This is a genomic window from Dactylosporangium sp. NPDC048998, from assembly GCF_043197855.1.
Classification (GTDB): Bacteria; Actinomycetota; Actinomycetes; order Mycobacteriales; family Micromonosporaceae; genus Dactylosporangium.
The window spans coordinates 69383-90096 of sequence record NZ_JBICTV010000032.1 but is presented as its reverse complement, the minus strand read 5'-3'; the positions used below and the strand labels follow the sequence as shown (position 1 = coordinate 90096).

15 protein-coding genes are annotated in these 20714 nt (G+C 72.5%); 8 read left to right on the top strand and 7 right to left on the bottom strand.

The features are described from left to right. Window positions 1-410: 410 nt before the first annotated feature. Complete coding sequence (ligA, locus tag ACGFI8_RS39870; protein WP_392812663.1) at window positions 411-2501, bottom strand: NAD-dependent DNA ligase LigA; 2091 nt, start codon at window positions 2499-2501, stop codon at window positions 411-413. Window positions 2502-2561: 60 nt separating this feature from the next. Between ligA and ACGFI8_RS39865 the strand changes: the two genes are divergently transcribed. After that, window positions 2562-3476, top strand: a complete 915-nt coding sequence (locus ACGFI8_RS39865; protein WP_392812661.1) for a tetratricopeptide repeat protein — start codon at window positions 2562-2564, stop codon at window positions 3474-3476. A gap of 342 nt (window positions 3477-3818) precedes the next feature. Then, window positions 3819-4940, top strand: a complete 1122-nt coding sequence (locus ACGFI8_RS39860) for an arabinogalactan endo-beta-1,4-galactanase (RefSeq protein ID WP_392812659.1) — start codon at window positions 3819-3821, stop codon at window positions 4938-4940. 64 nt (window positions 4941-5004) lie between these two features. Here the strand turns inward: ACGFI8_RS39860 and ACGFI8_RS39855 are convergent, their stop codons facing one another. Together ACGFI8_RS39855 and ACGFI8_RS39850 are read right to left on the bottom strand one after the other, a co-directional pair. Next, window positions 5005-5577: a DeoR/GlpR family DNA-binding transcription regulator gene (locus ACGFI8_RS39855; protein ID WP_392812657.1), complete on the bottom strand. Its 573-nt coding sequence runs from the start codon at window positions 5575-5577 to the stop codon at window positions 5005-5007. 1 nt (window position 5578) lies between these two features. Then, window positions 5579-7519: a beta-galactosidase gene (locus ACGFI8_RS39850; RefSeq protein ID WP_392812655.1), complete on the bottom strand. Its 1941-nt coding sequence runs from the start codon at window positions 7517-7519 to the stop codon at window positions 5579-5581. Window positions 7520-7705: 186 nt separating this feature from the next. On the opposite strand from ACGFI8_RS39850, the gene ACGFI8_RS39845 reads away from it, so the two are divergent. From ACGFI8_RS39845 to ACGFI8_RS39830, 4 genes are read left to right on the top strand one after another with little or no spacing between them, the layout of a single operon-like run. Further along, on the top strand, window positions 7706-9010 hold the full coding sequence (locus ACGFI8_RS39845) for an ABC transporter substrate-binding protein (RefSeq protein WP_392812654.1): 1305 nt from the start codon (window positions 7706-7708) through the stop codon (window positions 9008-9010). Beyond that, window positions 9007-9924: a carbohydrate ABC transporter permease gene (locus ACGFI8_RS39840; RefSeq protein WP_392812652.1), complete on the top strand. Its 918-nt coding sequence runs from the start codon at window positions 9007-9009 to the stop codon at window positions 9922-9924. The genes ACGFI8_RS39845 and ACGFI8_RS39840 overlap by 4 nt, the downstream gene beginning before the upstream one ends. 11 nt (window positions 9925-9935) lie before the next feature. Next, a complete protein-coding gene (locus ACGFI8_RS39835) occupies window positions 9936-10757 on the top strand; it encodes a carbohydrate ABC transporter permease (protein WP_392812642.1) in 822 nt (273 codons plus the stop codon). Between the two features lie 20 nt (window positions 10758-10777). Then, window positions 10778-11803: a LacI family DNA-binding transcriptional regulator gene (locus ACGFI8_RS39830; protein WP_392812641.1), complete on the top strand. Its 1026-nt coding sequence runs from the start codon at window positions 10778-10780 to the stop codon at window positions 11801-11803. Window positions 11804-11822: 19 nt separating this feature from the next. On the opposite strand, the gene ACGFI8_RS39825 is transcribed toward ACGFI8_RS39830, so the two are convergent. Next, on the bottom strand, window positions 11823-13475 hold the full coding sequence (locus tag ACGFI8_RS39825; protein WP_392812640.1) for a beta-1,3-glucanase family protein: 1653 nt from the start codon (window positions 13473-13475) through the stop codon (window positions 11823-11825). Between the two features lie 194 nt (window positions 13476-13669). Further along, the gene (locus ACGFI8_RS39820) at window positions 13670-14644 is read right to left on the bottom strand and encodes an acetylxylan esterase (protein ID WP_392812638.1); all 975 of its coding nucleotides are present in this window, start codon (window positions 14642-14644) and stop codon (window positions 13670-13672) included. 183 nt (window positions 14645-14827) lie between these two features. Between ACGFI8_RS39820 and ACGFI8_RS39815 the strand changes: the two genes are divergently transcribed. Beyond that, complete coding sequence (locus ACGFI8_RS39815) at window positions 14828-16153, top strand: acyltransferase (protein ID WP_392812637.1); 1326 nt, start codon at window positions 14828-14830, stop codon at window positions 16151-16153. On the opposite strand, the gene ACGFI8_RS39810 is transcribed toward ACGFI8_RS39815, so the two are convergent. Beyond that, window positions 16093-16929 (bottom strand): class II glutamine amidotransferase, encoded by an 837-nt coding sequence (locus ACGFI8_RS39810; protein ID WP_392812636.1) that lies wholly within the window; start codon window positions 16927-16929, stop codon window positions 16093-16095. The genes ACGFI8_RS39815 and ACGFI8_RS39810 overlap by 61 nt on opposite strands. Before the next feature lie 227 nt (window positions 16930-17156). Here ACGFI8_RS39810 and ACGFI8_RS39805 point away from each other — a divergent pair, with 227 nt between their 5' ends. After that, the gene (locus tag ACGFI8_RS39805) at window positions 17157-18272 is read left to right on the top strand and encodes a YbdK family carboxylate-amine ligase (RefSeq protein ID WP_392812635.1); all 1116 of its coding nucleotides are present in this window, start codon (window positions 17157-17159) and stop codon (window positions 18270-18272) included. Between the two features lie 97 nt (window positions 18273-18369). On the opposite strand, the gene ACGFI8_RS39800 is transcribed toward ACGFI8_RS39805, so the two are convergent. Beyond that, a complete protein-coding gene (locus ACGFI8_RS39800; RefSeq protein WP_392812634.1) occupies window positions 18370-20691 on the bottom strand; it encodes a glycoside hydrolase family 3 N-terminal domain-containing protein in 2322 nt (773 codons plus the stop codon). Between the last annotated feature and the right edge of the window lie 23 nt (window positions 20692-20714).

Here is a 20714-nt window from a genome sequence, read left to right as displayed (position 1 = left end):
GCGGCCAGCGTGCAGCCCGGCAGAGCGCAGCGCGGCCAGCGTGCAGCCCGGCAGAGCGCAGCGCGGCCAGCGTGCAGCCCGGCAGAGCGCAGCGCGGCCAGCGTGCAGCCCGGCAGAGCGCAGCGCGGCGCGGCACGGCCCCGCTCAACCCGGCCGGCGCGGCCTCACCTGGCGCGGGTTGGTTAGAGCGACCGCGAATTGGGCCGTTGGCATCTCGACGAGCCAAGTCCGAGCCGGCGCCGACCGGCGTGCGCGGTTCGCCGTGATCGCGGAGTCAAAACGTACAAGGAGCAGCACGTTCACTCCGTGTTCATGGAAACCCCGCGCACCGCGGCCGCCGGGCGCATGATCACGGAGACTTGCTGCCGGACTGGCGCCACCAGCCGAGCTACGGGCGCTGTTGGGCGCGGTTAGGCGCTGGTTGTGCGGAGCAGTTCGGCGAACTCCTCGGCCGGCATGATGCGGATGCCCAGTTCCTCGGCCTTCGTGGCCTTCGAGCCGGCGCCCTCTCCCACGACGACCAGGTCGGTCTTCTTGGACACCGAGCCGGATGAGCGGCCGCCCAGGCGCTCCACGGCCTCGTTGCCCTCGTTGCGGGTCAGGCCTGGCACCGAGCCCGTCACGACGACCGTCATCGGGGTGCCGTCCTCCCTCTGCAGTGGCAGCGGCGCCGGGGGTTCGCCGTCGGCGCCGGCGTCCCCGACGCCGTCCGAGGCGTCGCCCGAGCCGTCGGTGGAGGTCGAGGTTGGGGCGGAGGTGGAGGTGGCGGGGCGGGGGCGGAAGTTGGGTTCGGTCATGTTCACGCCGCGGGACACCAGGCGGGCGATGACCGGCTGCAGGTCGACCAGCTCGGCGGCGATCGTCACGGCGCGCTCCGGGCCGACGCCCTCGACCTCTTGCAGGTCGGCGACCGAGGCGGACAGCAGCGCGTCCATCGTGCCGAAGTGGGCGGCCAGGCGGCGCGACATCGAGCGGCCGGTCATGCGCACGCCCAGGCCGGTCAGCACGCGCGCCAGCGGCTGGGTCTTGGAGGCCTGGATGGCGTTGACGAGCTTCGTCGCGGAGACCTCGCCCATGCGGTCGAACGCGGCCAGGGTCGGCACCTGCAGGTCGTAGAGGTCGGCGGGGTCGGTGACCAGGCCGGCGGCGATGACCATGTCGATGAGCTTGCCGCCGAGGCCCTCAATGTCCATCGAGTCGCGGGCGGCGTAATACGCCAGGGCCTCGCGCGCCCCGCAGGCGCGGCCGCGCGTGCAGCGCCAGCGCTTCTGGGTGCGGTCGATCTCGCCGTCGCAGCGGGGGCAGCGGGCCGGCGGCTCGAACGGCTCCGAGCCGGGCGGGCGCTCGTCGAGCTTGGCGCCGGTGATCTCGGGGATGACATCGCCGGCGCGGCGGACGAACACGGTGTCGCCCGGGCGGACGTTGCGCCGGACGAGGTCGTCGAAGTTGTGCAGGGTCGCCGAGGTGACGATGACGCCGCTGATCTGGACCGGCTCGAGGACGGCGACGGGCGTGATGACGCCGGTGCGCCCGACCTGCACCTCGATCGCCTTGAGCCGTGTGGTGCGGGTGTCCGCCGGGAACTTGTACGCGATCCCCCACCGCGGCGCGCGGCTGGACGAGCCGGCGAGCTCGCGGTCGGCGGGCTGGTCGGCCTTGATGACGGCGCCGTCGATGCCGTAGCCGAGCGCGCCCCGGCCCGCGTTGAGCGCGTGGACGGCCGCGAGGATGTCGTCGACGCTCGCGCACACCGCCATGCCGTCGGTGGAGGACACGCCGAGGCGGGCGAGCTCCGCCATGGCGGCCGAATGCGGCCCGTCGCCGAGGCCACGCACCCCGTATGCCAGGAACGACAGCGGCGCGTCATAGGTCCGGTCCTGCGCCCGCAGCGTGCCTGCCGCAGCGCTGCGCGGGTGCGCGAACGGCGGCTCGCCGGTGGCGGTGCGCATGCCGTTGGCCACGTCGAAGTCGGCGTCGGTCATGAAGACCTCGCCGCGCACCTCGATCGTGACAGGCTCGGTGAGCTGCTCCGGCAGGCCCGCGGCCCGCCGCGCCTGCCCGGTCACGTCCTCGCCGGCCCGGCCGTCGCCGCGGGTCGCGACCTGCACGAGCTTGCCGTCCTCGTATCGCGCCGCGATGGCCAGCCCGTCGATCTTCGGCTCCACGGTGTATGCGGCGGCGGGCCGCCCGAGCAGCCGCTCCAGCCGCGCCGCCCACTTGCGCAGCGTGTCCTCGTCGAACACGTTGTCGAGGCTCAGCATCGGCTCGCTGTGCACGACGTCGCCGACGACCCCGCCGCCGGCCGCGACGACCTCGGTCGGCGAGTCCTCGGCCTTCCAGTCCGGGTGCCTGTCCTCCGTCGCCGCCACCCGCGCCATGAGCGTGTCGTAGTCCGCGTCGTCCATCGCGAGATCGGGGCCGCTGTAATACGCGGCGGCGGCGTCCCTGATCTGCGAGATCGCGGTGCGGTATTCGTCAACGGTGTCGAACGGCTCGGTCATGCCCGGGAGCCTAGTCATGGGGTACGACAAAATCGGGGAACGGGCTGCTAGCGTGCGGCCGTGCGACTCGACGAGACCGAGGGCCGCGACCTCGTGGCCCTCGCCACGGACGCGGACCCCGCCGCCCGGGAGGATGCCTGCGTGGAGCTGGCCCGGCGGATCAACCGCGCGGACCTGATGATCGGCATCCTGCCGATGGACGCCACCGACGCCGTGGTGGCCGGGCTCGCCGAGGCCGGGCGGGCGGGCAGCGCGCGGGCGTGGCGCGAGCTCGGGGTCTGCTACCTTGGCACCGACGGCGACCGGCTGCCGCCCGCGGACTGGCCGCCCGCCCAGCCGTATGCCGATGGCACCGACCACCCGCACGGCCGCGCCCTGCGCTGCTTTCACGAGGCCGCGGTGCTCGGCGACCGCGACGGCGCGGTGCTGTTCGCCAAGGCCAGCCGCGACGCGTCGGCCTCCGCCCGGGAGGCGGCCCGCGAGCTGTTGCGCCCGCACGTGCGCGGCGACGCCGCGGCCGGGTATCAGTACGGGCTGCTGGAGCAGTGGCTCGGCAACCCAGGGGCGGCGGTCGAGCACCACCTGCGCGCCGCCGGGCAGGACGACGCCGACGCGGCCTTCGAGCTGTACGTGCTGTTCTCCACCGGCACCGGCGTGGAGCGCGACTTCGCCGAGGCGAGGCGGTGGCTGGAGCGGGCCGCGGACCTGGGCCAGCACCGGGCGCTGTACAACATGGGCGCCGCGCACGCGACCGGCGACGGCCGGCCGCAGGACATGGCCCTGGCCGTCGACTTCTACGAGCGCGCCGCGCGGGCCGGCAACGCGCGGGCGGCGACGACGCTCGGCGTCATGTACCTCACCGGCGGCGGCGTGGACGAGGACCCCGGCCGCGCCGAGGAGTGGCTGGACCTCGCCGACGACCTCGGCCACCCCGTCGACGAGTGGCTGGACCAGCTCGGCCTCGAACGCCCCTGACGACGCCGGCCGCGCCGCGAGAGCCAACCGCCCCTGACGACGCCGGCCGCGCCGCGAGAACCAACCGCCCCTGACGACGCCGGCCGCGCCGCGAAAACCAGCCGCCCCTGACGACCCGGACCGCGCCGCGAGAGCCAACCGCCCCTGACGACGCGGGCACGCGAGATCAAGACAGCGACGATACTCAATTCCAGGCAGCCGTGAGCGGTCCCACTTTCAATCAACATCTGCCAACGCCTTGACACGTTCGAAACGGCATCCGAACACTGGGAGCGTTCACGGAGGCTCGGGCCGCCCGCCGCGGCCGGGCCCCCTCGCAACGACACCCCCGAAGGAGTGCCCGTGCTCCGAAGTCAGCTCCGTTCCCACGTCGCCGCCGTGGTGGGTGCGGTCGTGCTCGGCGCCGCCGTCGCCGTCGCGATCGCCGCGCCCGCCGCCGCGGCGACGATCAGCATGCGCGGCGCCGACGTCTCGTCGCTGCAGCGCAGCCTCGACCTGGGCGCCAAGTACTACAACGCGTCCGGCACGGCCGCCGACCCGCTCGACATCCTCAAGGGCGCCGGCCTCAACTACGTCCGGCTGCGGATCTGGAACAACCCGGCGAGCGGGTACAACAACCTCGCCAAGGTGCTCGTCCAGGCCAAGGCGGCCAAGGCCAAGGGCCTGTCGCTGATGATCGACTTCCACTACTCCGACACGTGGGCCGACCCGGGCAAGCAGTACAAGCCCGCCGCCTGGGCGTCGCACAACATCTCGGCGCTGCAGACCGACGTGTACAACTACACGTTGTCGGTGTGCAACGCGTTGAAGGCCCAGGGCACCACCCCGGACAGCGTGCAGATCGGCAACGAGATCAACGTCGGCATGCTGTGGAACGACGGCAAGGTCGTGAACAACGACTTCACCAACCTCAGCCTGCTGCTGAAGTCCGGGTACAACGCGACGAAGGCGTGCAACAGCGGTACCCAGGTCATCATCCACACCGCGGACGCCGACAGCGACGCGAACGCCCGCTGGTTCTACGACGGCATCAAGGCCAAGGGCGTGACCTGGGACATCACCGGTCTGTCGTACTACTGCATGTGGCACGGCACGCTGTCGAACCTGTCGTCGGTCATCACGGACGTGCGCACCCGGTACGGCAAGCCCGTCATCCTCGCCGAGACCGCCTACCCGTTCACGGCCGCCAACGCCGACAGCGAGCCGAACTCGGTGAACGGCTCCACCCCGTGCTCGGGCTACCCGGCCACGTGGGCGGGCCAGGCGAGCGAGTTCACCGCCGTGCAGAACACGGCCCGCTCCGCGGGCGCGGTCGGCGTCTTCTACTGGGAGCCGACGTGGTACGCCATCGCCGGCAACGGCTGGGACCCGGCGAACATCAACGGCACCGGCGACCAGTGGGACAACATGGCGCTGTTCGACTGGACCGGCCACATCAACCCGAACGTGGTCTGGACACCGTAGCCGGTAACGCGACGCGGGCCGGCGGTCATCCGCCGGCCCGCCGCCGTCCCGGGCCGGCGCGGGATCAGAGGTGCACGCGGCGCGAGGCGCGGCGCAGCATCGCCTGGTCCGTCGCGGCGGCCAGGGCGTCGCCCGGTGCGCACGGCTCGACGAACGCGATGTCCAGGTGCAGGCCCTGCAGCGTCTGCTCGGCGAGCGGGCCGGCGTGGCTGCCCGACGGGGTGCGCACGCCGCCGACGAGCAGCACGGTGGCGCTTGCGTTGCGCACCGCCCGCGCCACGGCCAGCATCGGCGTCACCAGCGTCAGGCCGGGCACGTCCCCGACCAGGGCGGCCAGCCGCACGCCGAGGCGCCGGCCGGAGACGCCGATCGCCATGCCGGGCTCGACGAGGGCAGCCGCGGCCTGTACGTCGCCGCCGGACGCCGCGGAGGCGTCCGGCAGCACCGGCGGCACGGCGGCGAGCGGTACGGCACCACCGTGGACGCGGCGCAGCAGCCCCCGCTCGGCCAGGGCCGACAGGTCGCGGCGGATGGTGGGGATCGAGACGTGGAAGCGGCGGCTGAGCTCCTGCAGGCCCACGCCGCCGCGCTGGCGGGCGGCGGCGAGGATCTCGGCGCGGCGCACCTCGATGATCATGTCAGGCCTCCTCGCGGTACACCAGGACCTCGCCGGCGGGGACGGTGACGCCGCGCACCTCGGCGGGGGCGGTGCCGTGGTTGATGGCGATCGCGTACGGCGGGCGGCGCACGAGCTCCACTGTGGACGGCAGGGCGGAGCGGGCCAGGCCGGCGTCGGCGCAGACGCGGTCGAGCAGCCGCGCCAGGTCCTCGTCGGCGAGGCGGGTGGAGACGTACCAGGCGGCGCCGCGGCCGCGCTCGTGGCGGGTCACCGCCGGGCCCGCGGGGTTGGGGCCGTCCACATAGGACAGCTCGGCCCGGGCGCCGGCCAGGCGTACGTCCTCGGCCCAGACGTCCGCGGTGGAGCCGTCGCAGAGGCGCACGCGCTCGCCGGAGCGCAGCGGCAGGAACTCCTCGACGGCGATGCCCAGCACGTCGCGCAGCGCGCCCGGGTACGCGCCGTCGGGCACGGCGTCGTTGGCGTCCACGACGCCGGAGAAGTACGACACGACGAGCGTGCCGCCGCCGCAGACGTAGGCGTCGAGGTTCTTGGCCGCGGCGGCCGTGGCCAGGTACAGCGAGGGCACCACCACGAGCGGGTAGCGCTCCAGGTCGGCCTCCGGGTGGACGAAGTCGACGGTCAGGTTCGCGTCCCACAGCCGCGCGTAGTACGCCTCGACGCGCTCCCGGAAGGTGACGTCGACGGACGGGCGCCACTCCAGCTCCAGGGCCCACCACGCCTCCCAGTCCCACACCACGGCCACGTCGGCGGCGACCCGGGTGCCACGCAGCCCGTCGAGGCCGGCCAGGCGGGTGCCGAGGTCGGTGACCTCGCGCCAGATCCGGGTGCCGGTGCCGGCCTGGGGCAGCATCGCGGAGTGGAACTTCTCGGCGCCGAAGCGCGAGGCCCGCCACTGGAAGAACATGACGCCGTCGGCGCCGCGGGCCACGTGGGCCATGCTGTTGCGGGCCAGCTCGCCGGGGCGCTTGGCGATGTTGCGCGGCTGCCAGTTCACCGCGCTCGTGGAGTGCTCCATGAGCAGCCAGGGCGCGCCGCCGGCGAGGCTGCGGGTGAGGTCGGCGCACATCGCGAGCTCGACGTGGCGGTCGTGGCGCTCGGAGGCGAGGTAGTGGTCGTTGGCCACGATGTCGACCTCGCCGGCCCACTTCCAGTAGTCCAGCCACTTGCAGTTCGCGATCATGAAGTTGGTCGTGATCGGTACCGCCGGCGAGTGCCCGCGCAGCACGTCCCGCTCGCGCCGGTAGTTGGCCAGGTGCGTGTCCGAGCAGAACCGCAGGTAGTCCAGCTGCTGCGCGGGGTTGACCGCGGTCGGGGCGAGCCGCGGCGGCTCGATCTCGGCCCAGTCGCCGTAGCGCTGGCCCCAGAACGCGGTGCCCCACGCGGCGTTGAGCGTGGGCAGGTCGCCGTGCCGGTCGCGCAGCCAGTCGCGGAACGCCGCGGCGCAGGTGTCGCAGTAGCAGTGCGGGTTGACCCCGGCGTACTCGTTGTGCACGTGCCACAGCGCGAGCGCCGGGTGGCCCCCGTAGCGCCGGCCGAGCTGATCGGCGATGTTCGCCGAGACCGCGGCGTACTCCGGCGAGCTCGGGCAGAAGCTCTGCCGCCCGCCCTGGCCGAGCACGTGCCCGGCGCGGTCGACGAGCCGGGCGCCCGGGTGCAGCCGGGCGAACCACGGCGGCGGCACGGCGCTCGGCGTGCCGAGGTCGACCCGGATGCCGGCGCCGTGCAGCAGGTCGAGGACCCGGTCGAGCCATTCGAAGGTGTACCGCCCCGGCGCCGGCTCCAGCAGCGCCCAGTTGAACATCCCGAGGCTGACCAGATTGACGCCCGCCTGGCGCATGAGCGCGACGTCCTCGGCCCACACCTCCTCCGGCCACTGCTCGGGGGTGTAGTCCCCGCCGTAGGCGATGCCGGCGAGACCGCCGAGCCGCGCTTCCCCCATCACCGTGCTCCTGACCGTGAACGTTCCCAGATACTCGACCGGCACTCTAGCGCATGCCCAGCGGCAGAAGTCACGTATTGACACCGTGCACGACTGGGCCAAAACTGTGAGCGCTCACGGTCGTATCACCCCAAGCCCACGGTCGTAACACCCCCGTTGAACGGCGACTACGTGTTGGAGATCCCCATGAAGCGCACCATGCGCGCCCTCCTGGTCGCCGCGACGACCGGCTCGCTGCTGCTCAGCGCGGCCTGCTCGTCCGGCACCGACGACGCCTCCTCCTCATCCGGCGGAAAGGTCGAGCTGACCTTCTGGTCCTGGGTGCCCGGCATCGACAAGGTCGTGGCCCAGTGGAACGCCGCACACCCCGACATTCACGTGACGGTCAGCAAGCAGGCGCAGGGCGACGAGGAGGTCACGAAGGTCCTCACCGCCAACAAGGCCGGCAACCCGCCGGACCTGTTCCAGGCCGAGTACCAGGCGCTGCCGACGCTGGTGAGCAACGGCGCGGCCGGCGACATCTCGAAGTACACCGGCGACGCCAAGCCGAAGTTCGCCCCCGGTGTGTGGAGCACGATCACGCTGGGCACCGACGCGGTGTACGCCATCCCGCAGGACTCCGGCCCGATGATGCTGTACTACCGCCAGGACGTGTTCGCCCAGCTCGGGCTGAAGGTGCCGACCACCTGGGACGAGTTCGCGCAGGTCGCCAAGCAGGTGCGGCAGAAGGACCCGAAGCGGTACCTCACCACGTTCTCGGCCGGCGACCCGGGCTGGTTCGCCGGGCTCTCCCAGCAGGCCGGCGCCAAGTGGTTCGGCGTCTCCGGCGACACCTGGAGCGTGCAGGTCGACGACGCGGCCACCAAGAAGGTCGCGGACTACTGGGGCGGCCTGGTCGCCTCCGGCGACATCGACAAGCAGCCGATGTACACCCCGGAGTGGAACAAGGCGCTCAACGACGGCACCCTGATCGCCTGGCCGAGCGCCGTGTGGGGCCCGGGCGTGCTGTCGGGCAACGCGCCCGACACCGCCGGCAAGTGGGCGATCGCCGAGCTGCCGCAGTGGAGCGCCGGCGAGCACAAGACGGGCAGCTGGGGCGGCTCGTCCACGGCGGTCGCGGCCAAGTCCAAGCACGCCAAGGAGGCCACCGAGTTCGCCATCTGGCTCAACACCGACACCGCCGCCGTCACCGGCCTGATCAACGAGGGCGGCATCTACCCCGCCGCGACCGCCGCGCAGTCCGGCGGCGCCCTGTCCAAGCCGCCGGCGTTCTTCAGCAACCAGCCGGAGTTCTACACCCTCGCGCAGACGATCGCGGGTACCGCCGCCGGTGTCACCTGGGGGCCGAACGTGAACGTCACGTACGCCACGTACAAGGACGCGTTCGCCAAGGCGATCACCGACAAGACGCCGTTCACCGGCGCGGTGACGCAGATGCAGCAGTCCACCGTGGACGACCTGAAGAAGAACGGGTTCAAGGTCGCCGGATGAGGCAACGGTCCGGGCGTACGGCGCCGAGCTCGGTGCCGTACGCCTTCCTCTCCCCCGCCATCGTGCTGTTCGCGCTGTTCATGGTGGTGCCGATCGGCTACACCGTGTATCTGTCGCTGCGCCGCGTGAAGGTCAGCGGGCTGGGCCTGGGCGCCGCGTCGCGGGTCGAGCGGTTCGTCGGCATGGCCAACTACCGCCAGGTGTTCGACGACGGCGAGTTCTGGCACAGCGCGCTGCGGGTGCTCATCTACGGCTGCCTGCTGGTGCCCACCATGCTCGGCCTGGCGCTGCTGTTCGCGCTGCTGCTGGACTCGCCCCGGGCCCGGGCGCGGCGCTTCTCGCGGGTGGCGATCTTCCTGCCGTACGCCGTGCCCGCGGTCATCGCGAGCCTCATGTGGGGCTTCATGTACCTGCCGTCGGTCGGCCCCGGGCAGTACCTGCTCACCGCGGCCGGCAGCCACCCCGTGGACCTGCTGAGCCCGGACAGCATCTACTTCTCGGTAGCCAACATCGCGCTGTGGGGCGGCACCGGCTTCAACATGATCGTGCTGTACACGGCGCTGCGGGCGGTGCCGGCCGAGCTGTACGAGGCGGCCCGCATCGACGGCGCCACCGAGTGGCAGATCGCCTGGCGCATCAAGATCCCGATGCTGACCCCGGCGCTGATCATGACGTCGGTCTTCTCGCTCATCGCCACCCTGCAGGTGTTCAGCGAGCCGACCACGCTGCGCCCGCTGACCAACTCGCTCCCGTCGAACTGGACCCCGCTGATGAAGATCTACCAGGACGCGTTCGCCCGCGACGACATCCACACCGCCGCGGCCGCCTCGGTGGTGCTCGCCGTGGCCACCCTGGTGCTGTCGTTCGGCTTCCTGCGCCTGGTGCAGCGCCGTGCGTTCGGGGCCGAGTCGTGACCGCGCGCCGCGTGGCGACCCTCCCGACGATCGCGCTGCTGGCCGGGGCGTTGTACTGCCTGCTGCCGATCGTGTGGGTGGTCACCGCTTCCTCGAAGACCAACGCGGAGCTGTTCCGCACGTTCACGCTCGCCCCGGGCTCGGCGCTGTTCGACAACGTCGGCGAGCTCTCGCGGTACCAGGGCGGCGTCTACTGGCAGTGGATCCTCAACACCGCGCTGTATGCGGGCGCCGGCGCGCTGCTGTCCACCGCGGTCTCCGGGATCACCGGGTACACGCTGGCGAAGTACCGCTTCCCGGGCCGCAACGCGGTGTTCAACGTGCTGCTCGCCGGGGTGCTCGTGCCCGCGGTGGTGCTGGCGATCCCGCAGTACCTGCTGCTGGCGAGCCTGCACCTCACCGACACCTACTGGTCGGTGCTGCTGCCCAGCGTGCTCAGCCCGTACGGCATCTACCTGGCCCGCATCTACGCGGCCGCGGCGGTGCCCGACTCGCTGGTGGAGGCGGCGCGCACCGACGGCGCCGGCGACCTGCGCATCTTCAGCAGCGTGGCGGTGCCCTCGATGCTGCCGGGCCTGGTCACCGTGTTCCTGTTCCAGTTCGTGGCGATCTGGAACAACTTCCTGCTGCCGTTCATCATGCTCACGTCCGACGACAAGTTCCCGGTGACCGTCGGGCTCTACACGATGCTGAACCAGGGCAACACCACGCCGGCGCTGTACACGCTGGTCGTGACGGGTGCGCTGCTGTCGATCCTGCCGCTGGTCGTGCTGTTCCTGACGCTGCAGCGGTACTGGCGGGTCGACCTGCTCTCCGGCGCCGTCAAGGGCTGACCTTGAGGCAGAATGTCGAGGTGCCAGAACCTCGCGAGACCCGGCGACGCCCGGCCCGCCGCCCCACGATCAACGACGTGGCGGCGGCGGCCGGGGTGTCGCGGGGCACGGTCTCCCGCGTCCTCAACGGCGGCCACGACGTCAGCGACGCCGCCCAGGAGGCGGTCGAACGCGCGATGCGCAAGACCGGCTACGTGGTGAACCAGCACGCCCGCAGCCTCGTGACGCAGCGCTCGCAGTCGGTCGCGTTCATCCTGTCCGAGCCGCAGGAACGGCTGTTCGAGGACCCCAACTTCAACGTGCTGCTGCACAGCTGCACCCAGGCCCTGGCCAAGCAGGACATCACGCTGCTGCTGACCCTCGCCAGCAGCCTCGAGGACCGCAAGCGCCTCGGCCGCTACCTCACCGGCGGCCACGTCGACGGCGCGCTTCTGGTGTCCACGCACAGCGGCAACCCGCTCATCGCCGAGCTGCTCGCCCGCGGCCTGCCGGTGGTCGCCTGCGGCAAGCCGATGGGCTACGAGCGCAAGGTCGCCTACGTGGCCGCCGACGACCGCGACGGTGCCAAGCAGATGGTCACCTACCTGCGCTCCGCGGGCCGGCGCCGGATCGCCACCATCACCGGCCCGCTGGACACCTCGGGCGGCGTCGAGCGGCTCGCCGGCTACCGCGACGCCTTCGAGGACGCCGCCGACAACCTCGTCGCGCACGGCGACTACACCCGGGCCAGCGGCGAGTGGGCGATGAACCGGCTGCTCGAGCAGGCGCCCGACCTCGACGCCGTGTTCGTCGCCTCCGACCTCATGGCCTCGGGAGCGCTCACGGCGCTGGCCCGGGCTGGCCGCCGGGTGCCGGAGGACGTCGCGGTCGGCGGCTTCGACGACAGCCAGATCGCCGCGAACACCCAGCCGCCGCTGACGACCGTCCGGCAGTCCTACCCCCGCATCGGCGCCGAGATGGTCCGGCTACTGCTCGGCCTCATCGAGGGCGAGAGCCCGGCCGCGGTCATCATTCCCACCGAACTCGTGGTGCGCGAGTCCGCCTGACGACCGCGGCCGGGAGCGTTCACGCCTGGGCGACCAGCCGGAACGACTGCGCGCCGGTGTTGTTGCAGGTCCACTGCTGCAGCTGCACGCTGTCCGCGGTCGAGGAGCCCGGCACGTCCAGGCACTTGCCGCTGTTACGGCTCACGAAGTGGTAGTAGCCGCCGCCCTCGGACACCGGCAGCCACTGCTGGTTGTTGCCGCCGCCGTAGGCCCACAGCTGCACCACCGCGCCGTCCGAAGTGGACACCCCGTTGACGTCGAGCACCTGTGCGCTGTTGTTGCGGTTGTTGATCCGCACGTACCCGTTGCTCGTCGGCTGGAACTGGAACTGCTGCGCATAGCTGTTGTTGCAGGTGTACTGCTGGATCGGCGTGCCGTTGGCGGTGCCGGACGAACGGGCGTCCACGCACTTGCCGCTCGCCTTGTCCACCACGCTGTACCACGTCGAGGACGGGATGCTCCCGCCACCGCCGCCACCACCGCTGAACGGGCTGAGCGTGATGGCCGCCGAGCGCGGGTCGGAGTCGGTGACGAGGGACTCGAAGTGCCCGACGTCGTCGAACGGGAAGGCGTACGCCTTGCCGTCGGCCATGTTCGCGTGAATGATCTTGGCGTATTGGTTGGTCGGGCTGTTCTGGTAGAAGCCGGCCGCGTTGAGGTCGGGCTGGGTGTCGACGGTACCGAGGGTGCCACGGTTCAGCGCCGCGCACAGCGTGCGGGAGATCGGCCCGACGACCTGGTCGTTGGGGGCGGGCAGGTTGCCGGCGCAGCCCCAGACGTCGGCGCTGCTGGGCTTGTTGAACGAGGCGACCACCGCGCCCGAGGTGTTCGTGAACGTCATGACGTTGCCGCTGGTGCGCCCGAAGTACTTCGTGTTCGGCTGGTCCGCGAACGGCACCACCGTCAGCGTCTTGCTCGTGTACGCGTTCCACGCCGTGTTGATGTACGAGTCCAGGTAGGTGGCGCTGAGCAGCCCCGCGCCGGCCGCCTTGCCCGGCGACAGCACGCGCAGCACGGTGCCGTCGGAGCGGGTGTAGACGGTGTTCGCCCAGCCCGACTGCGCCTTGATCGCGTTGATGACGTTGTTGCGGCCGTCGGCGACCGGGTCGCCGGTGCGGGCGGTGGCCCCGCTCGCGCCGGTGACGGAGACCGCGTGCGGCACCGCGAACATGTCGACCTGGCTGCTGTTGATCCACAGCCCGGCGTCGTTGTACGTGAACTCGCTCCAGTCGAACAGGATGTTCTGGTTGGCGTCGCCGGCCGCCCAGGGAGCGGGCTGCACGAGACCGTCGGGGGTCAGGAAGAACTTGAGCTTCTCGCCGAACGAGAAGTACACCCGCCCGGAGAAGCCGCGTGGGAACTGCAGCGTCGTGCTGCCGCCGTTGCCCGGACCGCCGATCGAGACGTCGGGCGCCGGCGCGGGCGGCAGGGCGCCGCCGCTCCACGCCGTGAACGTGCCGGCGGCGTTGACGTAGCCGAGCCGGCCGGTGGTGAGGTTGACGCCGAGGACGTACAGGTAGACCGCGTCGCCGCGGCCGGTGCTGTTGGTGACGGTGACGGGCAGCAGGGCCGGCCCGACCGCGTGCGCGGCCGGCGCGAGCGCGGCGACGCTCGCGGGCGTGGCCAGGGCCAGCGCGCCGAGCAGGCCGAGGAGCCTTCGTCTGAGGAGCATGGCGGTGTCCTCCATTGCGGACGGTGAACGAGGCGTCGATGCCACCACGGACCGGCCGGCACCCGGTGTTGGCGGCCGGGGCGTGGCATGAGAGAGCGCTCTTTCGGCTCGGGAACTGAGGGCGGGGCAGAGCCTTGAGAGCGCTCTCACACTATCGATCGGTAAAGATTCTTGTCAATGGAGAAGACGACGACTCAGGGGTGCAGCAGGCCGGCGAGGAAGCGCAGGCGGGCGGCGTCCTGGACCGACTCGCCGCCCTCGTGGCCGTTGAACTGGTACACCTCGATCCGCTTCGGGCCGGCGTAGCTGTGATACGCGCCGTAGACCGTCGACGGCGGGCAGGTGGTGTCCATCAGGGCGACGCTGAACAGCGCAGGGGCTTTGGCCCGCCGGGCGAAGTGCACGCCGTCGAAGTACCCCAGCGTCTCGAAGACCCGCTCGACCCGCTCGCGATGGACCTTCAGGTAGCCGGCGACCTCCAGGTAGGGGCCGGCGGCGGCGCGCTCGGCGCCCCGGCGCATGTCGCACAGGAACGGCACGTCCGGCGCGACCGCGACCAGGTCCGGGACCAGGCCCGCCACGGCGAGGGTCAGCCCGCCGCCCTGGCTGATGCCGGTGACCGCGACCCGGGCCGGGTCCACGAGCGGGTGGCTGCGCGCGGCCTGCACGGCCCGCACCGCGTCGGTGACGACCCGGCGGTAGAAATGCTTCGCCGGGTCCATGATGCCGCGGGTCATGAAGCCGGGGTGCTGCGGCCCGGCGCCCTGCGGCTCCGCGTCCTCGGTGTCGCCGCGCCGCCAGCCGCTGCCCTGGCCGCGCACGTCCATGAACAGGTGGGCATAGCCGGCCGAGGCGTAGAGCAGGCAGTCCTCCGGCAGTCCCCGGCCGCCGTTGTACCCCGGGAACTCCACCACGCACGGCAGTGGCCCCTCGGTGCTGGCGGGCGCGGTGAGCCACGCCTTCACCGGGCGGCCCTCGTGGCCGGGGAAGCTCACGTCCTGCACCTGCAGCGTCTTGAGGCTTGTCCGCACCGGCTCGAAGACCGGCGCACCGCCGGCGCCCGCCGCGGAGCCGAGCGCGTCGGCCCAGAAGGCGTCGAAGTCCGGCGGCTCCTGGGCTGCGCTGCGGTACTCGGCGAGTTCTGCCAGCGTGAGGTCGGACAGCGGCACGACGCATCAGCATACCGGTTCGGTTCGTCATGATCACGGCGTGGACGCGTGCAACGAGCAGCACGTTCGCTCTGCGATCAAGGAAAGCCCGCGCTCGATATGTCGACCTTGCCGGGTCGCCCGATCGGGTGGAACTTCGCGGAATCGCCCGCGGCCGTCACCCCCGGCCGCGATGCTGCCCGCGTGACGCACGCAGGCGGCCGTGACCGCTACCTCGACACGCTCCGCGCCGTCGCCATCGCCAGGGTTGTGGTATTCCACATGTTCGGCTTCGCCTGGCTGAGTTATGCCTTCCCGGCAATGGGCGTGATGTTCGCCCTCGGTGGCTCACTCATGGCGGCATCGATGCAACGCTCCGCGACCCGCGCCATCAGCGGCCGGGTCCGACGCCTGCTCCCGGCACTCTGGGTGATGGGCCTGATCATGATACCCGTCATGCTGTGGCGCGGCTGGACCGTCAATCCGGCCCAGCTGCTCCTGTGGGCGGTACCGCTCGCCGACCCGCCCGGCGCCGAGTGGGCCGCCGACGTGACGGTCGTGCTGTGGTACCTGGTGACGTACCTCTGGCTGGTGCTGCTGTCCCCCGCCGCCTGGTGGCTGTTCCGGCGCCTGCCGCTCCTCGCCATCCTGCTGCCGCTGGTCCTGCTGGCCGCCACCCAGCTGGGCCCGATCTCCTTCGAGGGCACTGCCGGCTCCGTGCTGGTCAACGTCGCCACGTTCGCCGCGTGCTGGATCGCCGGCTTCGCGCACCGCACCGGCGCCCTGCGGCGCATTCCCCTCCCGCTGCTGCTCACGCTCTCGGCGGCCGGCCTGGCGTCGGGCGTGGGCTGGGCGCTCACCCACCCCAGCGACGAGGGTTCGGCGAACCTCAACGGCATTCCGATCGCCCAGGCCCTGTACTCCCTCGGCTTCGTCCTGCCGGTCCTGCGCCTGAATCCGTCGATGGCCTGGCTGCGCCGGGTCCGGCCGCTGGACTCGTTCGTCTCGCTGCTCAACGCCCGCGCCGTGACCATCTACCTGTGGCACAACGCGGCCATCGCGGTGTGCTTCGCGATCGGCGACCGCCTGGACGTGTGGGAGCTCGGCCCCTCGCTGATGCAACTCGGGTACTTCGCGGTCGCGCTGGTCTTGCTCGCGGTGGTCGTGCTCCTCCTCGGCTGGGTGGAGGACGTGGCCGCGAAGCGCCGTCCGAGGCTGCTCCCGCTCGGCACCGCTCGACCACGGCACGCCACGTCCGCATCCCACGGCGCGGCCGCTGCCGACGGTCGCGTCGCGGCCGCCGCCGGCCCCCGCGACGGGCCCGTTGCCGGACCTCGCGACTGGCCCGTTGTCCAACCTCGCGGCGCGGCCCGGTTCGATCCCGACAGCACGGTCGAGTTTCGGATCGGCGATCCGCCGGGCCGCGGTCCACAGTGGACACCGAGCGTGGGCCCCGCGGCTCCCGCCGGTCAGCCGGCTTCGGGCTGGAACGGGCCGACCACGTCGACGCCGGGCTTCACCAACTCGTAGCTCGACTCGGCGACCGGCTGCCAGGCCCCGACCAGCCCACCGAGCGGCTCGGAGACCACGATGCGCGTCTCGTCCGACACGCGCTGCAGCACGGGGTTGTCCGGGTACATGGTGCGCAGCGTGTCGACGGCGGTACTGCAGTACAGGGATCGACTCTTGCGCTCGCTGGAGTAGCGGAACGACCAGAGCCGCTCGCCGTCGGAGACGGCCACCGTCATCTGCATCGGATTGTCGATGCCGTGCCGGTGGCCCACCTCCTCGACGCAGCCGACCATGCGCTCCACGGCGGCGACGGTGTCCTGCTCCAGGCCGTACGTGAGCGCGAGATAGAACATCAGCTCGGAGTCGGTGGACCCGCCGATGCAGGTGAAGAGCTCCGGATCGACGGCCAGCATGAGCGCGCGCTTGAGTTGGGAGAATCCGCGAATCCGGCCGTTGTGCAGCCACAGCCAGCGGCCGTGCCGGAACGGATGGCAGTTCGTCTGCTGCACCGGCGTGCCAGTGCTGGCCCGGATGTGGGCGAGGAACAGCCCGGACCGCACCGAGTGGGCGATCTCGCGCAGGTTCTCGTCCCCCCAGGCCGGCCCCGTGCCGCGAAACAGCGTCGGCTCGGCCGGCCCGTCCGGCGTGTACCACCCGACGCCGAACCCGTCACCGTTCGTCGTGCCCAGCCCGAGCTTCGCGTGCATGCTCTGGTCGATCAGCGAGTGCTCGGGCTTGTACAGCAGTTCCTCGAGCAGGATCGGCGACCCGGAGTACGCGAGCCATCGGCACATTTCGCACCTCCTCACCCGATGGTCGGCGTCCGGCGAGCGGTGGCCACTCACCCGCAAGGGATGACGTCGCCCGCACCGGACGGCCCGGCGGCGCAGCGGGGCGGTGACCGGATGCAGTTGCCGATGCACCGTGCGTGCGGGCGGTCACCCGCCCGGGATGACGTGCGGCGACGCGGCGCGGGGTGACGCTTCACCCGTCCAAGCAATTTCCGTGGAGGGAGGCGGCAATGCTCACCGTAGGAGTCGAAGAAGAGTTCCTGCTCCTGGAGCCCGACGGCGCCGTGGCGCCGGTGTCTGCCGGCGTGCTCGGCGTCACCGACGGCGACGATCGGGTCCGGCACGAGTACACGGCGTATCAGCTCGAGACCGTCAGCGGCGTGCACACCCGCCTCGACCGCCTCCACGACGAGCTCGCCGATCTCCGGCGGATCGCCGCGCGGGCCGCCGAGCTGGCCGGCGCGCGACTCGTCGCGGCCGGTGCGCCGCCCTTCCGGCGCGGGCCGCTGGAGACGCTGACCGACGATCCGCGGTACCGGCGGCTGGCCGAACGCTATCCCGGCGCGACCGTGGCCGCCGCCGGGACCTGCGGCTGCCACGTGCACGTCGGCGTGGCCGACCGCGACCTGGCGGTCGGCGTCCTGGGCCGCCTTCGACCCTGGCTGGCGCCGCTGCTCGCGCTCACCGCGAACTCACCGTGCGCGGACGGCGCCGACAGCGGCTTCGGCAGCATCCGCTACGAGGCGCGCCGCCAATGGCCGACGTTTCGCGCCCCGGAGGTCTGGGCCGACGCCCGGGACTACGACCGCGCGATCGAGGCGCTCATCTCCGGCGGCACCGCGCTCGACATCGGCGGCGTGCACCTGCTGGCGCGTCTGTCCGGACGGTACCCCACGATCGAGATCCGCATCGCCGACACCTGCCTGAGCGTGAACGACACCGTGTTGCTCGCCGGCATCGTGCGGGCGCTCGTCGCCACCCTCATCGACGACATCCGGCACGGCCGGGTCGCCGAGACGACGCCGTCGGCGGTCGAGGTCGAGGACGACCTGGCCGCCGCCGCGCGTCACGGGCTGGTGGTGCGCGGGCCGGCCGTCCTGCACAGGCCGCCGGGCCGGCCCCCGGCCGCGACCGCCGGCCACCTGCGCGCGCTGCTGCGCAAGGTGACGCCGGCCCTCGGCGAGTCCGGCGACGCGGTCGCCGTGCACAGCCGGCTCGGCTGGCTGCGCCGCCACGGCACCGGCGCGGAGCGGCAGCGCTCGCTGCTGCGCCACGATCCGCGGCCGGACGCCTTCGTGGCCGCCCTCGCCGGCCGCACCGTGCCCCACCCGGGCCGCAACTGTTGAAGTCACGGCTCACGGCGCGAGGCCGGTGCCGTGGGCGCGGTAGCAAAGATCCGGGCCAGGGCGCCGAACCCTGACCCGGACCGCGGAGGACAACCGGCTACGGCAGCAGCGTGACGGTCGGGTGCAGGCGGCGCGCCGCGCCGACCTGCCGGCTCGGGCCGACCATCGGCACGCGCAGCGCGGTGTGGGTGTCGGTGCTGGACCGGGCGACGAGCAGCTCCACGTCGCCCGGCTCGACCACGCGCCGGCCGTCGCGGCCGGTGTAGGACAACAGGTCCGCGTGCAGGGTGATGACGAGCGTGCGGGACTCCCCCGGCGCCAGGTCGACCCGCGGCGCGGCGACGAGGAACTGCACCGGGCGGGCCACCGAGGCGACGGGGTCGTGGGCGTACACCTGCACGACCGTGCTGACGTCCCGGTCGGTCTCGTTGCTCAGCGGTACCGTCAGCTCGACCTCCCCGTCCGTCGCCCACCCGTCCGTCGAGTGCAGCGTGACCGCGCCCCACGTGGCGTCGGCGTAGGACAGGCCGTGGCCGAACGGGAAGAGCTGGCTCGGGTCCACGTTGGACACCTCGTTGCGCCGGCCGAGCTTCGCGGCCAGGTATGTCGAGGGCTGCGACGCGCCCGCGGCCGGGAAGCCGACCGGGAGCCGGCCCGACGGGTTGACCCGGCCGGTGAGCACGCCGGCGAGCGCGGTGGCGCCCTCCTCGCCGGGGAAGAACGCGCAGACGGCGGCGGCGAGGCGGTCGACCTGGCGGGACAGCTCGTATGGGCGGCCGGCGAGCACCACGAGCACGACCGGGGTGCCGGTGGCCAGCAGCGCCTCGAGCAGCTCCTCCTGCCGGCCGGGCAGGCGCAGGTCGCCCGCGTCGCAGCCCTCGCCGGAGGTGCCCAGGCCGAAGAGGCCCGCGAGGTCGCCGAGCACCGCCACGCACACATCGGCGCCGGCAGCGGCCCGCGCGGCGGCGGCGATGCCCTCGTCGTCACCGCCGAGGGCGGGGCAGCCGAGCTCGTACTCCACCTCGAAGTCCGCCCGCAGTGCGTCCACGATGGACGGTGCCGCCACGCCGAGCTCGAGCGCGGGGTGGTGCACGCCGACGTGGCGCGGGAACGAGTAGCAGCCGAACAGCGACTCGGGCCCGCCGGCACCGGGGCCGACGACCGCGAGGCGGGTGCCGGGGCGCAGCGGCAGCGCCGAGGAATTGCGCAGCAGGACCACGGAGCGCTCGGCGAGGGTCCGGGCCAGCTCGCGCGCCTCGGCGTCGTCGAGCTCGGCGGCGGGGCCGGCCGCGGTGAGGTACTCCGGGTCGGGCTCCCAGGCGGCGTCGAGCAGGCCCAGCTCGCACTTCTGCCGCAGGATGCGCTCGACCGCACGGTCCACGAGGGCCTCGTCGACGTCGCCGGCCTCGAGGGCCTTGAGCAGGGGCCCGCCGTAGCAGTTCACGCCCGGCAGCTCGATGTCGATGCCGGCCCGCAGCGCCGTCACGGCGGCCTCGCCGCGGTCGGCGGCGACGCCGTGCAGCGTCTCCAGGAACGCGATCGCGAAGTAGTCCGACACGACGGTACCGTCGAAGCCCAGACGCTCCCGGAGCACCTCGGTGAGCAGCGAGGCGTCCGCCGCCACCGGCACGCCGTCGATGTCGGTGTAGTTGTTCATCACCGAGCGCGCGCCGGCCCGCAGCGCCATCTCGAACGGGGGCAGCAGCACGTCGGCGACCTCGCGGGGGCCGGCCGAGACCGGGGCGAGGTTGCGCCCGGCGCGCGAGGACGAGTATCCGACGAAGTGTTTGAGGGTGGCGATCACGCCGGCGGACTGCAGACCGCGGACGTAGGCCGCGCCGATGGTCCCCACCAGGTAGGGGTCCTCGCTGATGGTCTCCTCCACGCGGCCCCAGCGCAGGTCGCGGGTCACGTCGAGCACGGGCGCCAGGCCCTGGTGGATGCCGAGCCGGCGCATCGTGGCGCCGATGTGCGCGCCCATCCGCTCCACCAGCCGCGGGTCGAAGCTCGCGCCCCAGGACAGCGGGGCCGGGAAGATGGGGGCCTTCCAGGCGGCGAGGCCGGTCAGGCACTCCTCGTGCACGATCGCCGGGATGCCGAACCGGCCGGCGGCGACGATCTGCCGCTGCAGGTCGGCGACGCGCCGGGCGCCGGCCGAGGGCTCGACCGGTGCGGAGCCGTAGACGCGGGTCACCTGGCCCAGCCCGTGCCGGATCAGCTCGGGCCAGTCGATCGGGTCCGGGGCCTGGTCGTTCTGGTGCGGGGCCACCTCGCCGGCCGTATCGTCGACGTTGAGCCAGGCACCGTACATCTGCGCGACCTTCTCGCGCAGCGACATCCGGGCCATGAGGTCCGCCACCCGTTCGGCGGTGGGCAGGTCGGTGTCCCGCCACGATCCGGCGGCGCCGCTGTCTGTCACGCTGGTTCGCTCCGTTCACAAAC

Coding starts and splice junctions, on each gene's coding strand:
- ACGFI8_RS39840 (WP_392812652.1), top strand. CDS start 9,007: ATGAGGCAACGGTCCGGGCGTACGGCGCCGAGCTCGGTGCCGTACGCC.
- ACGFI8_RS39825 (WP_392812640.1), bottom strand. CDS start 13,475: ATGCTCCTCAGACGAAGGCTCCTCGGCCTGCTCGGCGCGCTGGCCCTG.
- ligA (WP_392812663.1), bottom strand. CDS start 2,501: ATGACCGAGCCGTTCGACACCGTTGACGAATACCGCACCGCGATCTCG.
- ACGFI8_RS39810 (WP_392812636.1), bottom strand. CDS start 16,929: ATGTGCCGATGGCTCGCGTACTCCGGGTCGCCGATCCTGCTCGAGGAA.
- ACGFI8_RS39850 (WP_392812655.1), bottom strand. CDS start 7,519: ATGGGGGAAGCGCGGCTCGGCGGTCTCGCCGGCATCGCCTACGGCGGG.
- ACGFI8_RS39805 (WP_392812635.1), top strand. CDS start 17,157: ATGCTCACCGTAGGAGTCGAAGAAGAGTTCCTGCTCCTGGAGCCCGAC.
- ACGFI8_RS39845 (WP_392812654.1), top strand. CDS start 7,706: ATGAAGCGCACCATGCGCGCCCTCCTGGTCGCCGCGACGACCGGCTCG.
- ACGFI8_RS39855 (WP_392812657.1), bottom strand. CDS start 5,577: ATGATCATCGAGGTGCGCCGCGCCGAGATCCTCGCCGCCGCCCGCCAG.